The sequence below is a fragment of the Alteromonas stellipolaris genome, assembly GCF_001562115.1.
Taxonomy (GTDB): Bacteria; Pseudomonadota; Gammaproteobacteria; order Enterobacterales; family Alteromonadaceae; genus Alteromonas; species Alteromonas stellipolaris.
In genome coordinates this window covers 992,646-1,008,971 of record NZ_CP013926.1, presented here as the reverse complement: position 1 = coordinate 1,008,971, position 16,326 = coordinate 992,646, and the positions used below count along the sequence as shown (strand labels likewise).

Annotated in this window: 15 protein-coding genes; 8 read left to right on the top strand and 7 right to left on the bottom strand. The window is 43.7% G+C overall.

Translation table 11 applies throughout. The annotated features are described in order from the left end of the window. Positions 1-42: 42 nt before the first annotated feature. Positions 43-1,503 (bottom strand): xylulokinase, encoded by a 1,461-nt coding sequence (xylB, locus tag AVL57_RS04165; RefSeq protein ID WP_057793659.1) that lies wholly within the window; start codon positions 1,501-1,503, stop codon positions 43-45. 172 nt (positions 1,504-1,675) lie between these two features. On the opposite strand from xylB, the gene AVL57_RS04160 reads away from it, so the two are divergent. From AVL57_RS04160 to AVL57_RS04130, 7 genes are all read left to right on the top strand, one after another. Beyond that, positions 1,676-2,890, top strand: coding sequence for a XylR family transcriptional regulator (locus AVL57_RS04160; RefSeq protein ID WP_057793661.1), 1,215 nt, complete (start codon positions 1,676-1,678; stop codon positions 2,888-2,890). 32 nt (positions 2,891-2,922) lie between these two features. Continuing rightward, positions 2,923-4,341, top strand: coding sequence for a sugar porter family MFS transporter (locus AVL57_RS04155; RefSeq protein WP_057793663.1), 1,419 nt, complete (start codon positions 2,923-2,925; stop codon positions 4,339-4,341). A gap of 244 nt (positions 4,342-4,585) precedes the next feature. Then, positions 4,586-5,833, top strand: coding sequence for a hypothetical protein (locus tag AVL57_RS04150; RefSeq protein ID WP_057793665.1), 1,248 nt, complete (start codon positions 4,586-4,588; stop codon positions 5,831-5,833). A gap of 10 nt (positions 5,834-5,843) precedes the next feature. Then, positions 5,844-6,287 (top strand): hypothetical protein, encoded by a 444-nt coding sequence (locus AVL57_RS04145; protein ID WP_057793667.1) that lies wholly within the window; start codon positions 5,844-5,846, stop codon positions 6,285-6,287. Continuing rightward, positions 6,280-7,884 (top strand): sensor domain-containing diguanylate cyclase, encoded by a 1,605-nt coding sequence (locus tag AVL57_RS04140; RefSeq protein WP_057793669.1) that lies wholly within the window; start codon positions 6,280-6,282, stop codon positions 7,882-7,884. The genes AVL57_RS04145 and AVL57_RS04140 overlap by 8 nt, the downstream gene beginning before the upstream one ends. A gap of 388 nt (positions 7,885-8,272) precedes the next feature. Further along, positions 8,273-8,908, top strand: coding sequence for a PAQR family membrane homeostasis protein TrhA (gene trhA / locus AVL57_RS04135; RefSeq protein WP_057793671.1), 636 nt, complete (start codon positions 8,273-8,275; stop codon positions 8,906-8,908). After that, positions 8,905-9,420, top strand: coding sequence for a protein-tyrosine phosphatase family protein (locus tag AVL57_RS04130; RefSeq protein WP_057793673.1), 516 nt, complete (start codon positions 8,905-8,907; stop codon positions 9,418-9,420). The genes trhA and AVL57_RS04130 overlap by 4 nt, the downstream gene beginning before the upstream one ends. Positions 9,421-9,530: 110 nt before the next feature. Here the strand turns inward: AVL57_RS04130 and AVL57_RS04125 are convergent, their stop codons facing one another. From AVL57_RS04125 to AVL57_RS04110, 4 genes are all read right to left on the bottom strand, one after another. Then, a complete protein-coding gene (locus tag AVL57_RS04125; RefSeq protein ID WP_057793675.1) occupies positions 9,531-10,442 on the bottom strand; it encodes a hypothetical protein in 912 nt (303 codons plus the stop codon). Between the two features lie 16 nt (positions 10,443-10,458). Further along, positions 10,459-11,181: a hypothetical protein gene (locus tag AVL57_RS04120; protein WP_057793677.1), complete on the bottom strand. Its 723-nt coding sequence runs from the start codon at positions 11,179-11,181 to the stop codon at positions 10,459-10,461. Next, positions 11,182-11,712: an RNA polymerase sigma factor gene (locus AVL57_RS04115; RefSeq protein ID WP_057793679.1), complete on the bottom strand. Its 531-nt coding sequence runs from the start codon at positions 11,710-11,712 to the stop codon at positions 11,182-11,184. It lies immediately after the preceding gene. A 92-nt stretch (positions 11,713-11,804) separates the two neighbouring features. Then, complete coding sequence (locus AVL57_RS04110) at positions 11,805-12,713, bottom strand: hydrogen peroxide-inducible genes activator (protein WP_057793681.1); 909 nt, start codon at positions 12,711-12,713, stop codon at positions 11,805-11,807. 199 nt (positions 12,714-12,912) lie between these two features. Here AVL57_RS04110 and AVL57_RS04105 point away from each other — a divergent pair, with 199 nt between their 5' ends. Continuing rightward, positions 12,913-13,911 (top strand): universal stress protein, encoded by a 999-nt coding sequence (locus tag AVL57_RS04105; protein WP_057793683.1) that lies wholly within the window; start codon positions 12,913-12,915, stop codon positions 13,909-13,911. Between the two features lie 118 nt (positions 13,912-14,029). Here the strand turns inward: AVL57_RS04105 and AVL57_RS04100 are convergent, their stop codons facing one another. Both AVL57_RS04100 and phoU read right to left on the bottom strand, forming a co-directional pair. After that, positions 14,030-15,298 carry an inorganic phosphate transporter gene (locus tag AVL57_RS04100; RefSeq protein WP_057793685.1) on the bottom strand — a complete coding sequence of 423 codons (1,269 nt, stop codon included), beginning with the start codon at positions 15,296-15,298 and terminating at the stop codon, positions 14,030-14,032. Between the two features lie 290 nt (positions 15,299-15,588). Then, the gene (phoU, locus tag AVL57_RS04095; RefSeq protein WP_013785311.1) at positions 15,589-16,305 is read right to left on the bottom strand and encodes a phosphate signaling complex protein PhoU; all 717 of its coding nucleotides are present in this window, start codon (positions 16,303-16,305) and stop codon (positions 15,589-15,591) included. Positions 16,306-16,326: the final 21 nt, after the last annotated feature.

Sequence of the window (16,326 nt, the reverse complement as noted above, 5' to 3'; positions counted from 1 at the left end):
AATGACAATAGGATTTTAATTTTCCGTGGCTTGCGTGCGTCGCTACGAGAAAAAAGGCTCTACTGCGTAATAAAGTTCTCTGAATTTTTGGCGCTTGATGAGGTATGCATTGTGAATTTCTTTCTGAGGTGTGTAGGACGCCTCAAGATGCGGCTTAAAACAAACATCACTGGGTGATAAATCTGGGTTGGCAGCAAGCTTTGCTAATCGTGCTGCGCCCAATGCTGGCCCTACATCGCCACCCTCTCGGTACTCTAAGTCGTACCCACTAATGTCACTGAGAAGCTGTCGCCAGAATATACTTTTAGCGCCCCCTCCAATGAGACTAATAGACGTTGTCGTCACGCCACTTTGGTGTACTGCATCAATGCCATCTGCAAGCGCCATTGATACCCCTTCAACAACAGCGCGAGCCATATGTACACGGCGAGTCGACACAGATACACCGAAGAATGCGGCCTTTGCTGCTGGGTTATTGTGAGGTGTTCTTTCACCCGTTAAGTAAGGTAAAAATAGTGGGATTTGAGGATCTAAGTGGGAAGTATTGTTCTGTACGTCTAAAAACATTTCGGCTACATCTTCGTAGCCACTTTGCGTGCAATACCATTCTAAACAACTTGCCGCACTGAGCATGACGGACATCATGTGCCACCTGTCTGGCAATGCATGACAGAAACTATGAACAGCTTGAGCGGTATTTACTGAAAATCTGTCGGTAACGGCGAAATAAACCCCAGAGGTTCCAAGTGACAACATGGCATGTCCGGGCTCGAAAATACCACAGCCTATCGCTCCTGCGGCATTGTCCCCTGCGCCACCTGCAATCACGACATCATGCATACCCCAACGCTTAGCCAGTGTAGCTTTCAGTGTGCCGGTGACTTCATTTCCTTCAAAAAGTGCGGGCATGTTATCAATAGTAAGACCACATGCAGCTAGTAACACTTCATCCCATTGACGAGTCTCGGTATTCAACCACATGGTGCCGGCAGCATCAGACATATCAGAAGCAAGTTCGCCGCAGAGTTGATACCTTAAAAAATCTTTGGGTAGCAGTACTTTACTTACATTCGCAAATACCTCGGGTTCGTACTTTTTGACCCAAAGCAGTTTTGGTGCAGTGAACCCAGCCATAATAATATTGCCGGTGCGCATAGCTGAATCAGGAACGGCCTTGCTTAGCTCCTCACATTCGGCAACGCAACGTCCGTCGTTCCACAAAATTGCAGGTCTTAGCACGCTTCCTGACTGGTCAATCAGTGTTGCGCCATGCATCTGTCCGCTTAACCCTATTGATTTAACGTTAGACAATTTAATCTGTTTAGATAACTCATCCAAACAATCGCATGTTGCCTGCCACCATTCGCCAGCATCTTGTTCTGACCACAATGGTTTAGGCATAGAAATATTAAGAGGCCGGCTCACTGAGAGTTTAATTATCCCTGCCTCATCCATTAACACTGTTTTTACACTGGATGTGCCTAAATCTATTCCTAAGTACATAGTCTTTCCGCGGTTATATAAAGCTATGCGTTAAATATTGATTACTAAAAGCGTCAATATCAATTATGAAATTTTGTAATCGTTTTGTTAATTACCACTTACTCGTTTAGTATATTTAAAACCAATAAACGTAATTAGCTTTACGTAATTTGTTTATATTCAGGAATGAACCATGGTCGAAAAAGCGCACAGTATTACGCTGCTTTTAAATGCGAGTAAGATATTTGATAGGCAGATAATTGAAGGTATCGGAAGCTACCTACAATCATCAAATGCCGATTGGGATTTGTATTTAGAAGAAGACTTCTTAACTCGTCTAGAACATTTTGATGAGTGGAGTGGTGACGGCGTTATTGCAGACTTTGACAACCCTGCTATCGAACGAGCGCTGAGTAATACCAAAGTACCGGTAGTTGCGATAGGCGGCTCTTACCAAGATGACGCTAGCTATCCAAATGTGCCCTATGTAGCAACAGATAACTACGCTTTAGTGGAAGCGGCTTTCAATCATTTGCGGCACAAGGGAATTGAAAGGTTTGCCTTTTACGGCTCGCCAATCAGTAGAGAGCAAAGATGGGCACAAGAAAGAGAGCAGGCCATGCTGTCTCTCGCGAAACATTATGGCTATGAATGCTATGTCTATCGGGGTCATGCAGTGAGAGCCGAAACGTGGCAATATTCTCAGAAACGTCTAACCGATTGGCTCAAAAGCCTGCCCTCACCCACCGGTATAGTGGCAGTGACAGACTCCCGCGCGCGCCACCTACTTCAGGCGTGCGACCACCTAGGCTTTCTTATTCCCGAAAGATTTGCCGTCATAGGCATTGACGACGATGAACTAACACGTTTTTTAAGCCGAGTTAGCTTAACATCTGTGCGGCAAGGCAGCTTGGAAATGGGGTATCAGGCAGCACGATTATTGCACAAGCAATTAAACGGAAGATTGATAAAAAACAAGCAATTGCTAGTGCCACCTGTAACTGTAGCAGAGCGTCAGTCTACCGACTTCAAAGCGATTAAAGATCCACTTGTGATGCAAGCATCCCATTTCATACACATGAATGCGTGTAAGGGAATTAAAGTAGATCAGGTGCTAGATCATGTAGGCATCTCAAGATCTAACTTAGAATCACGATTTCGGGAAGAAAGAGGCCACAGCATTCATACAGAAATACATAACGAGAAACTAAGCCGCGCATGTCAAATGCTCAAAGAAACTGATGCTAATAGTGGTGATATAGCGCAGCGATGCGGCTACCCGTCGGTTCAGTATATGTATGCTTTATTTCGAAAGCACTTTGATAAAACCCCCGTTGAGTACCGCCAAGATTCACAGCCAAATCATTTTGAAGATGAGCCTCGCTCGTCAGTCATAAAAGTCATTTGAAATCGGAACCTCACCTTAAAGAGAATAATAATATGGACACTACAACAAATATTGACCTGCCTATCGAAGCCTCGGGTAATGGCTTCGTTCTATTTATTACTATCGTGGCTACCATAGGGGGCTTTTTATTTGGGTTCGATAGCGGTGTCATTAACGGAACAGTTGATGGGCTAAGCGAAGCGTTTCAATCACAGAGCGTCGGTACAGGATTTAATGTATCCAGCATGCTACTTGGGTGTGCAGTAGGTGCATTTTTTGCCGGTCGCTTAGCCGATAGATACGGAAGGAAGTCATTGCTCCTTGTCGCAGCAGTCTTTTTCCTTATCAGCGCTTGGGGATCAGGCATAGCAGGCAGCGGGTTAGAATTCGTTTTATTTCGCATTATTGGAGGCCTTGCTGTAGGGGCTGCGTCAGTCATGGCACCGGCTTACATTGCAGAAGTCTCACCGGCAAAGTATCGCGGTACCCTTGCGTCTATTCAACAAATAGCCATTATTAGCGGCTTGTTCGCTGCTTTTCTAAGTAACTATTTTCTTGCCGACTATGCATCAGGCTCTACGCAAGTGCTTTGGTTAAACTTTGAAGCTTGGCGTTGGATGTTCTGGATGGAAATCATCCCAGCGTTACTTTTTTTCCTGATGTTACTTTTTATACCAGAGAGCCCACGCTTTTTAGTGGTTAAGAAAAAAACAGCGCAAGCGAGCGAAGTATTGCACAAACTTTATGGGGCTAGTGGACAAAATAAACTGGCCGAAATTGAAGCCTCTTTGTCGCAAGATCATAAACCACAATTAAAAGACCTTATCGATAAAAACTCTGGAAAAGTAAGGCCAATCGTTTGGGTAGGGATTGGGCTAGCTGCACTTCAACAGTTAGTCGGCATAAACGTTGTTTTCTATTACGGAGCCGTATTGTGGCAAGCGGTTGGCTTTTCAGAAGCAGATGCACTACTTATTAATGTTATAAGCGGGGCTATCAGCATTGCTGCATGTGTTGTGGCGTTATCTGTTATTGACAAAATTGGAAGAAAACCTTTGCTCAAGTGGGGCTCTATAGGCATGACAGTGTCTCTCGCCGTGGTAACGTTAGCGTTCCTAAATTCAGAACAACATGTTGATGGAAGGTTGGCGTTGAATGACTGGGGGCCTGTTGCACTTATCGCTGCCAATCTTTATGTTTTCTGCTTCAACTTTTCTTGGGGCCCGGTAATGTGGGTAATGCTAGGCGAAATGTTCCCAAACCAGCTAAGAGGCTCTGGCTTGGCCGTAACTGGGTTAGTGCAGTGGTTTACTAATTTTGTTATCACCTGGTCTTTCCCAATGCTTCTTGCAGGAATAGGGCTTGCGGGTGCTTATGGTCTGTATGCTTTCTTTGCCCTGCTTTCTATCGGCTTCGTCCTTCGCTATGTGTATGAAACAAAGGGCTTAGAATTAGAGGAGATGAAAGGGTAACAGCTCCGGAGCCTGTGTATTCAAAGCCCTTTGTAGGAACAAAAGGCGCTACTGGTAAGTTCATACGCCTTATCTGGTCTATTAATATTTACAATATAATATAAGTAAGAAAAAAACGGCTGATTTATCAGTCGTTTTTTTTCGTTTATTTACTATGCTTGAAGTAGCAACAATACTAAAATTTAAGAACTTTCAGGGTGCGCAAGAACCATCTTCCACATGGGCAAGATAAAGGTAAAGATAAATGATAAAAAAGCAGTTTTCTCTCATTGCAATAATGATGAGCTTGCTGACAACTTTTAGCGTTTTAGCAGAACAAGAAAAACTCAAAATTAGCGGGTTTGGGACGTTAGCTTCAGCAACCGCCGATACTCGGACTTATCAATTCCGCACCGACCGCTCACAAGCAGAATCAGCTAAAAAAGACGGTTTGGCCTTTAAACCTTTGAGTTTAATTGGCTTACAAGTCGACTACAGCTTTTCAGCTAACCTCGATTTTGTTGGCCAATTTGTTTATCGAGAACAAGATGAACAAAACCTAGACTCAATTGCGCAAATGGCCTTTCTTAGATACGGCATCACGCCTTCGTGGCAATTAAGAGCAGGAAGACTTGCCGCCGATATCTTTCACTTTAGTGATACCAGAGACGTCTCGATTGCTTATCCTTGGGTAAAAGTGCCTACAGAAGTTTATGGCATTGTGCCAGCCAGAAGTTTTGATGGAGCGGATATCAGCTACCTCAAACCCTATCGCGATTTTAACTTAAAAATCAAAACCTTCTGGGGCCAAGGTGAAAGCGACTATACCAGAAACGATTATAGCCCAGTAATCTTTAATGATTTGCGCTCTGTAGGTATTGAACTTGCCTCATTTGATTGGAGTGTTGCATTTAAACACACACGAATTGAAGCTGAAAATGATAACGCAGATATAGCATTGGTTACCTCTGGCGTGGAACAGTTACAGCAGTTCTGGAGTGGTGCCACCGCCTTCGCAGATTCATTGAGCTTACGCGGTGCGTCTATTCAATACACCTCTGTTTATTTAAATCGCTTCTTAGGCGACTGGGAAGTCTCTGGCGAGTTGTCTCATATTGATTCTGACTCAATTGCATTAAGGCCTTCTTTAAATGGATTTGTAAATATAAGCTATTTCCATGGTGCGCATACCTTCTATGGCTTGTATTCGTTTGCAAAAACAGACGCCTATTTCTTACGCGAAGAACAGCCCAACTTTCCGATTAATGCGAATACAGCCGAGTTAGCCGTGTTTGTAGAAGAAGTCGCCAGTACCTTGGCACATTATCAACAATCATTCTCCTTAGGCTGGCGTTGGGATGTAAAAGAAAATTTAGCCTTTAAAGTGCAAGTAGAAAGAACCGATATAGAAGCAAGAGGAAGCGGCCTTAGAGCCCGAGAAGGACTAGTTGTCGATGATGATGAAGACAACATTGCTCATACCCTGTTTCTCGCACTAAACTTTAGTTTTTAGGGGTGGGGATATGAAATTTTATCGTCTCATCTCTCTCATCTTTACTGCATTAATAGCATTACACAGCTTCACTTGCTTTGCATACACATCAGAGAAGATTGTCGTCGTTACAAATCCAAAAAACGATGTGGAAGTATTGGATAAAAAAGGCTTAATTAATCTTTTTATGGGCAAGTACTCTGCGTTTCCCAATGGGAAACAAGCTACGCCCATCGACATTGAACTCGAAGCTAAACTTAAAGCGCAATTTTACAAGGCATTAGTCGGCTTACCCCCCGCTCGCGTTAATGCCTATTGGGCTAGGTTAAAGTTTTCCGGTCGGGTTAAACCACCTGAAATCGAACTGACAATAGATGACGTTAAACAGCGACTCGAAAAGGATGAATCGGCCTTAGCTTACATTTATGAGTCGTCTGTTACCGACAAGATGAAGGTAGTGTATCGCTTTGATTAATATTCGAGGTTTAGGTTTTCGTTTTTCGCTTTTCTTGGTGGCTGCCGCCATGTTGGTGGTACTTACCACCGCGGAGTTTTTTTATCGCATCACATACGAGAACGAGATCACTGAAGCAAACCACGATATCGAAGAACTCTATCGAACCGTTGGCGCAACCGCGTCCATAGCTTCATTTTTAGAAGAAGAAGATTTAGCCAAAGAGGCGATAAACGGATTAGTTAAGAGTGAAAAAATTCTTGCAGCGTCTATCAAAAGTGACGCTTTGTATTACCAGCTTAATGTTACCGATGCGATTAACAAAGGCACTGAGCCTCGGGTATTTTTAGTTCGACACCCTTTCATACCTGAAGAATCGTTAGCGGAAGTTAACATTTACCCAAACTTCGATCATATCATCCAGCAAGCCGAGAAAATCAGTACCGACAACAGCTATTCGCTATACATAGAAGCGCTTGTTGTGGGTATTGTTGCCTTGATCATTACTTACTACATCATCATTTCACCCATGCTTCGTGTGGGGCGTTCACTACATGAAATCACACCAGGTACAACCCAGCGTATTGCTGTGCCTGAATACCACACTGACAGTGAAATTGGTGCACTTGTGCATGATACCAATGAGCTGCTAGGCAAGGTTGAAGAACAGTTTTCTCAAGAACGGCAATTAAGAGAAGAAATTGAGTTTTTGGAAATGCGTTTTAGAATGCTTTTTGAAAATGCGAAGTCAGCCACGGTGTTAATGACTGAAAGTGGAATAATTGAACTCAAGAATAAAGCTTTTATCGACCTCGTTGAAAAAATCGGTCTTGAAGAAAAACAGGACTATGGCGAACTATTAGAAGAGTTATTTGAAAACCCTGTCGCAATAAAAACCTCACTTCTAGAGGCATTTTCACGCAACGAGTTTGCCACGGGCGAATTCAAATTGAAGTCAGGAGCCAATAAAACCGCCATTTGGGTTCAGTTGATTGCTAGCCCATTAATTACTGACGATGGTGAGCGTTTTTATCAAATTACCTTCAATGATATTTCAACTCGAAAACGTGAACTGCAAAAGCTGGCATTGCAAGCGGACTTCGACTCACTAACCGGAATATACAATCGAAATGGTGGTGAAAAGCTCATTGCTAAGCTGATGAGCAAAGGCCACCACTTTGCACTAGCGTTAATTGACCTAAACGGATTTAAAGCCGTGAATGATATTTTCGGCCACGATGCGGGCGACGAAGTGCTTATTTTTGTATCTGAGCAATTAAGAGAAAAAATCCGCAAAGTTGATGTGGCGGTTCGCTGGGGCGGCGATGAATTTGTGCTGCTTTTACAGGCTGAAGACGAAAAGTCTGTTGAAACAGTCATATCAAAGGTGAATGAAGGGGTGAAGCAGCCGTTTTATTTTAATGATGATACTGCACCCACAGTGGTCTCTATGAGCGTGGGGGTGGCGTTTTACCCTCGCATGAGTCGCAACATGAATACGTTAATAAAGCTAGCAGATATCGCTATGTATAAAGCCAAGCAAAATAAGGTAGCTGCCCCAGACAACTATCTTATTTTTGCTGACCCCGAGGGGTTAAGCAGCAGCGATAACCAGTAAAGCGAAGCCAATTGAGTTTACCGCCTCACCAATAGTGTTCCTCCGCCTCCCAATTAGCTAATTCAAATACTTGTCTTAAATACCTAACCTCAATATTTAAACAAGACTCTGCGTTCAATACTTTTGCTATTTGCTATTCACACGCTATGAGATATGTGGCGGATACTTTTAGTATCTAAGATACTAAACACCACGTTTTCATCATCGCGCCATTTAAAATTGTCATACTCGCTGAATACGCTTCTGTTACAATTTAGCGAACAAGTGTACGCTGAAAGAATTTGCGTTATATAAATGATAGGCGCCAAGATACAAAAATATGAGTACATAAGTAATAGTACGCACGTGTCATTATGGGCGCTAGATTAAAACAGAGTTGGAGGAAGTCATGACAAGCATTACGGCAAAAGCCTATTCTGTATTGGAAGAATGGCTTAATAGTATTAGTCATGGTGTGGGGTTTATTGCTGCCATAGTAGGCATGGTATTTTTACTCTACCGCGCAGACAACACGCTAACCATTACCGCCGCCGCAATATACGGCGCGACACTCATTCTTATGTTTTTGAGCTCTACCCTTTACCATGCAACATCGAACCATAGAGCAAAGGGTTGGTTGAAACTATTCGACCACAGTGCAATATATTTGTTGATAGCAGGTACTTACACACCTTTACTATTAGTGTCGATTGGAGGCGTGCTCGGAATTACTATGACAGCGGTAATTTGGTGTTTGGCACTAGGTGGCGTGACTTTTAAATTAGTTGCGCAGCACCGTTTTCCAAAAATATCCGTGATGACTTATTTGTTGATGGGGTGGATTGCTATTGGCCTTATTTACCCGCTTTATATTGCGCTACCCGGTGCTGGTTTATGGTTGCTGGTCGCGGGTGGTTTATGCTTCAGCCTTGGAGTGTGTTTTTATGTGGCAAAAAAGGTAAAATACACCCATGCTATCTGGCATGTATTCGTATTGGGCGGGTGCAGCTGCCATTACTTCTCAATATATTATTATGTGGTATGAATAAAATCGAATCATCATCTGTATCTAAAGGGTCAAGTAGCCAAACTTCTCTGGCGTGGTTTTCACTTAGCGCGGGAAAAATCTGTCTGGGACAAAAACCGACATCAGATACCTATGCTAGGTTGAAAGGGCTGGGTGTTACCCACCTTGCCACGGTACAAACCGGTGAGGAAGATGCCCCTATTATTCGCGATGGTGCTAAAGCCGCCGGGTTAGAATGGATATGGTTGCCTTTTTTGCACCCTTCCGCAGAATCACCTACCGACGATGTTCACTTACATCAATATTTACACGAACTGTCGCAAATGCTCACTGAAGGTGCCAGCGTGTATCTACACTGTGATGGTTCACAGCATCGCTGTAGCCTATTATTTTATGCCTTGTGTCATTACTGCCGTGTGCCTTCAAACAGTGCCTACAGCGCATTGCATAGCTTTGGAGCTAATTCGGCAAATGGGTTGTCGCGCGGTGAACTACAATGGGCGGCAGAGCTTGGTCATACCGCCCCTTAATGACGCTTTGTACTCAGTTCGCGCTGTTAATTAAGCGCCGATGTCGAAGCTATAGCTTATGGTTTTAGCCCTAAGCGTTATAGTTCTTACAGCTATAGCCCAAGCTACAGTTAGAACGTGTAGATAGTGGCGCTGGTCAATAGCGCTTCGGCATCAATCCGCTCTTGCACACACGCTTTTATATTCGCTTTGCTAAACACATAAATTCGGTCGTGTTTGTTGTTATCATCGCCGTATTCAAAGTCTTTTAATATCATGCTGACGTGCTCTCCTTCAGGTAACCCCCGAAGTCCTGAGCCGAATCGGCAAAATGTGCCGCCAATGCTGGCTTCAAAGTTAGCCAAAAATGAACGATAAGCTTGCTGACGGCTCTCCTTTTGTTTAGCTAGCTTCGCCTGTTGCTCACCTTCTAATTGACGCGCTTCCTCTTCCAGTTCCGCCGACTGAGCATTTATAGATGCTAAAGATGACTCGAGTTCCTGCATTTCTTTTTGAAGTGCTTCTTTTCTATTGTCGTCAGCTTGTCGTAATTCGAAAGACATATCGCGCTTGCGGCGCTCTAGCTCGCGGGTTTCCCATGCCAATTCTCTAGAGCGAGAGCGAATATCACGTATTTGGTCATTATTATCTTCAAAAACCTCAGCAATTCGACGGCTTGCTTCACCAGCAAAATCTTCCCATTCGCGGCTTAGCTCAAAAACAATACCGCCACCTTCTGGAGCAACCGGTGCTGCTGGAGGGGTTGGCATACCTTCCACCATGGTTTCAATATCGCGGATCCAATCAGCACTTTTGCCTCGTACAGATACCGTGAACACGGCCCCCTGCCCTGCCAGATAACTGCTTTCTAGTCGCGATACCCGCCACCCTTTCGGGTTGGCGTTTTGACGAAAAGCGGTGTTCATTACGCCCGACATAATTTCCAATTCATCTGACAATGAAGCATACGAAGTGGAGTTACTTTGCGCAAAAGCTAACGCACTAACACTGGTGAGTAAGCATAGAGATAATAGTCTTTTCATAAGGGCTACCTGTTGGTTATTCGTCTTCTGAAGACGCTGAATTCGAGTTGGGAAGCACAACGCTATACCCCATACCTATGCCATCAATTTCATCTTGTAATTTACTGAACTGACGGGCGTAAAATCGCTGATCATCAATACGCTGATCGTTAATAAATTGAAGTAACTCGGCAAAATCTTGCTTACGTGCCTCCCGACTAGAGGCCAATAAATACTGAGTAAGATCGGCACTCGTCTGCTGTTGCTGTGCCGCAAGTGATTGTGCATATTCTTTAAATAACACTTGGTTGGCTTCTTGGTACATTTCTCGCTGCTGAATTACTTGCTGCTGCACTTGCACACGTACTTGTTCGGCAACCAAGTTCGATAGCTGCTCAGCATCCACATTGTTAGGTGCCTGCGCCGCTAAAGACTTCCCATTATCTTTATTAGGCATTCCCGTAAACACTAATACAATAGCAACTGCTGATAGCGCACAAGCCAGTGCAGGAAAGCCTTGCCACTGAAACCAACTAGATTTATCTTGTGCCGGAAATAGCTGCGCTTTATTCCAATCAGGCAATGGCGGTGCAACAAATTCACTGGCGCTGCCAGCCAGTAAACTGGCATTATCAGCCGCCGCCGCAAACACGCTATCTTGGGCGTATTTTTTAGTAAATGTGGCTTTCTGCTCTTGGGTAAGGCTGTTATTTACCCACGCGATAATTAATGCTTCATTGGTATGATCAGGTTGATTCATTTATTCCAACTCCAACTTTAATTTGGTTAGTGCGCTATACAAACGCGACTTGGCGGTATTCACCGAAATATCCATTTGCTCTGCAATTTCTTCAAAGGTGAATTGCCCAAAGAATTTGAGCTCCACCACGGCTTTTTGTGCCAACGGCAAAGCTTGCATAGCTTGCGTTACCGCCCGACTTTGACGGTCGCTAGTAAGCTGCATTTCAGGGCATGATGTTTCACATAAAGGCTCTGGAATATCATCAATGTCGGTAAATGCTTTTCGCTTTCGGTATAACTCCATGCATCGGCAATGGGCTATTCGATACAACCAGCTCTTAAATGTGCCTTCGCCGCGATAATTCGCTAGGCTTCGATAAACCGAAACAAAGATATCCTGCATCAAATCAGAGGCGTCATGGCTAGTTCCAGTCATGCGAATACCGTATTGGTACATGGCCGTTTCATAGCGTGAAATAAGCGTGAACCACGCTTTTCTATTGCCTTTTAATGCTTGTTGTACGAGCTTTTCATCCCGTTTTATGAACACTGCGTTCCCCGCGATATAGGTGTTTTTTATATTCCCTACTCTTAGAGTCGAAGCAGTGGGCGAAAAAGTTTGAAACTTTTTCGCCAAAAACATTATTTAAGGGTGGGGACAGGTAGAAGTGGAGAGATAATTTCGCCAATACGACGGAACAATTGCATACGCGTGGTGCCTGAACGCCACACTAAACCTATTTCTCTGAAGCCTTGCTCTTCGGCAGCAAAGCTTTTTAGGTGAGTATGAGCCAAGATTGATTGATTAATGGCAAGCTCGGGTAAGAAGGTATAACCCATTTTACTGTTTGCTAACTGAACCAAGGTGTACAAACTGCTGGCCGCTACCGAGCTAATTTGGTCGCTGTGTTGCAGGTTACATGCGCTTACCGCGTGGCCGGTCATACAGTGCTCTTGTTGAAGCAAGAAAATACTCTTCTTAGGTAAAGAAGAAATATCGACGGGGTCAGGCAGTTTGTCAGCCATTTCTTCATGGGCCACAAGATGAAACGGGTCGTGCCCCAATACCATTTGCTTACATCCTGGGGTTTCCATCGGTAACGCTAAAATAAGTAAATCTAATCGCCCATCGATTAACTGCTGAAGCAGCTTTTCGGTGGTGTCTTCTTGCATCTCTACGTTAATGTCAGGCAAGAATGCGTTAAATGCTCCCAGCATACCTTCAAACAAAAAGGGCGCGATGGTAGGAATAACCCCTAATTTGAGTGTGCCTCGTTGCCAATTTCCCGCATTTTGTGCGTATTCCACCAACTCACCGGCTTCTTGCAGCAACAACTTGCTTCGCTCAACAATATCTAACCCCAAAGAAGTAAACACAAAAGTCTTGTGTTCCCGTTCAAGCAACTGGCTACCAAAATGTTCTTCTAGGTTTTGAATTGCCGTGCTCAATGTAGATTGGCTTACATTACAGCGCTGGGCAGCACGGTGAAAATGCTGCTCTTGATATAAGGTAACTAGGTAATGTAAGTGTTTGAGATTAGGCCACTTCATAACAACTCTTTACTGATTAGAAAATTAGGTTTTAATCTAGCACAAAGATTACAAAGACCCAATAAGAATACGGTTATTACCCTTTTATGAAATCGAGCTTTGTTATGATGTAAATCATGTTTTCAAGGTAGCAAGCATGCAATTCAAGCGTTAGGATGAAGTATAAGAGCATATAGCGCATTAATAGCTAAGGATTTCTATGGACAGCCATTTTACTAATATTTTATGTGTACTTAGTGACTCACATCGACAAGACGATGTGGTTGCTCAGGCCATTCATATTGCAAAGAGCAACCAAGCATCATTAACTATCATGCTTACATTAGAAGCTCTGCCGCCTAATGCCAACATGGTCATGGAGTCATTTGCCTATATTGACTCTCACCAATCTATGGAGTCTCAGGCTAAACATTGGCTAAGTGAGCAGGAAGAGACTTGGTCGAAAGAGTACCCTGTGCAAACTGTGGTTAAAATTGGACACCCACTTATTGATATTGTAACCGACGTGCTAAGGCATAATTACGACTTGGTTATTAAACGAAGTGAAGAGGGCTTTTTAGACCGCCTCTTTGGAGGGCTAGATATACGCTTGTTTCGTAAATGCCCTTGTCCGGTTTGGGTGTTAAGCAAGAAGAACCGTAGCCAATATAAAAACGTGGTGGCGGCACTGGATTTAAATTACCACTATCCTAAACATGAAATCTCAATTCGTAAAAAGCTGAATTTAGATATATTACGCCATGCTGCCCGCATCGCCATGTTGGAATTTGCCCAGCTTCATATTGTGCACGTTTTTGATGCGGTTCCTGAGAACATTGTACGAGATGGTTTTATTAGTGTAGACAACGACCAAATGGAAACCGATCTCGCAAAAATTCATGATGAAAGAGAGCTAGCCCTCGAATCGTTATTGAGCGAATTAGAAAGTGAGCTAGCCCCTGACATTATCGATTTCTTGCAACCTGAAAGGCATATCGTGCATGGGTACCCTCGAAGAGAAATTGCGGCCACCACAAAATCACTTAACACTGATGTGATTGTAATGGGTACGGTGGCACGTATTGGGGTTCCAGGCTTTATTATGGGCGGAACGGCAGAAGAGACTATTCAACAACTTAACTGCGCCGTGGTAGGCATTAAGCCCGAAGGGTTTGACTCTCCCATCAAGCTTGATGAACCTGAACAAGCTGAAGAGTAAATGCTTTAGAGTAAACATACAATAAGCCCAGGCTACCTCGCTATTTAAAAATACGCGTTATTTAAAAACGAAAAACCGCGTTTAACGCGGTTTTTTGTTTTCAAGCTTTAATAGGCAATTAAACGCCGAAGGCTGCTTTTAGTGCGAAGAAGAAAATAATAGAAAGGATAGCGCCTGCAGGCAGGGTAACAATCCACGACACCACGATATTTCTTACTATCCCAAGATTAAGCGCAGACACGCCTCGAGCAAGCCCTACTCCTAAAACTGCACCTACCAAGGTTTGCGTAGTCGAAATAGGAAGGCCTGTGCCTGACGCTATCACTACGGTTGTGGCGGCGGCTAATTCAGCGGCGAAACCACGGCTTGGCGTAAGATGAGTAATACCTTGGCCAATAGTTTTAATTACGCGATGACCGAATATGGCTAAACCAAGCACAATACCCAAGCCACCTAAAGGTAAAATCCACCATGCTAAGTTAGCATTGGCATTAATTTCTCCGCCAGATGTCACAACACTCACTACCGCAGCCAATGGCCCAATAGCGTTAGCAACATCGTTTGAGCCGTGCGCAAAAGCCATACAGCAGGCAGTCACTACCATCAGTAAGGCGAATACTTTTTCTACGTTGGCAGCTTGTAAATCAGCGTCTTCTGAACCACTGAACTTCATGCGACCAATAAACCACTTACCAATGATGGCCAAAATAATAGCGATAACCACAGCCAATATATAACCGTTCATGGCACTCATTTCTAAGCCCACGTGCTTTAGCCCTTTTTTAATGGTAACTAGCGACATAATGAAGCCTGCTAGTGCCATATAAAACGGAACATAACGCTTGGCATTTTCAAACGGAGATTTGGTTTCAAATATAAGTTTATGGGCACTCATGAAGATGAGGTAAGCAATAATGCCCGAAATAGCAGGCGTTACTACCCAACTACCAACAATACCACCTACTTTGCCCCATGCAACCGCGTCCATACTTACGCCAGTTGCGGTGAAACCGATAATAGCGCCGATAATAGAGTGAGTGGTAGATACAGGCCATCCCAACCAAGATGCAAAGGCTAACCAGATACCTGCTGCAAACAAGGAAGAAATCATACCGAGCACAAGGTACTCAGGAATAGCAGAAAAATACTCTGGATCAATAATACCCTTACGAATGGTAGAAGTAACTTCCCCACCCGCTAAGTATGCTCCGGCGAATTCAAAAACCATGGCAATGACAATTGCCTGTTTTATCGTTAACGCTTTAGAACCAACAGATGTTCCCATTGCATTGGCGACGTCATTTGCACCAATACCCCAAGCCATAATGAAGCCGACACCGGCAGCAAGGAGAATAAGAATGAGACCATAACTCTCGAAAAATTCCACGGATAACCGCTCCTGATCTTTACGCGATTTAAGCTAGCTACTGCCACATCACCCGACAAATGTGCGGCTGTGATGTAGACAAAAAATGATAGTTACACGGCAAAACGATTCTTAGCAAAGGCTTAGATTATTTTTTGCACGAATTATACTTTGCTGCGGCGCATGATAGCGTAATCGTCTGCAGAGCCATAGTGAAAATCTACGAAAAAACAGAAAACGCAACGGAATTAAATTCATACGATGATAATTTGGGCAAGTATTGCGGTTTTGTGACAGTTTTTGAGCAATTTTTAACTCAAATCTTCTAACTTTTGGTGAATGTTTTCTAGCGGCGTATGCCTTACATCTGTCCCTCTGGTTAAATAAACCACGTATTCGCACACGTTTTTACACCTGTCACCAATACGCTCTAATGAACGCATGGCCCACAATACGTCTAGCCAATCTTGCATATCTTCTGTGGTTTTTTCCATTTCTGTGGTGGTGTAAGTGAGCAAGCGTTTATATTCGCTGTCTATTCGGTTGTCTTGTTTATACACCGCCAAAGCCGCACTTTCGTCCTGACGTGCAAACGCATCGAAAGTACCTCGCATCATCGCCGCTACTCGCTCGCCGATTAACAACATGCTGCTTTTGATAGTGTCAGAGCTAGGTAATTTGTTGCGGGTGACCAGCTTAGCAATACGTTCTATTTCATCGCCCATTCTTTCAATGTCAGTGATGGCTTTAGATATGGTCATGATTAAGCGAAGATCGCTTGCGGTAGGATGGCGCTTGGCAATAATCCGAATACACTCTTCGTCTATCTGAATTTCCATAGAATTAATCTTAAGGTCATTCAACACTACTTTTTCAGCCAAGCCAGGGTGATTTAATTTGAGTGCTTTCAAGGTATCAAGTAATTGCTGCTCTACTTCGCCGCCCATGGTTAACACCGAGTTTCTTAAGTTTTCTAACTCGATATTAAAGGTTCCGGAAATATGGGTATTCAGTGCAACCTGACGCATTGTATCGCTCCTATTCGCTAC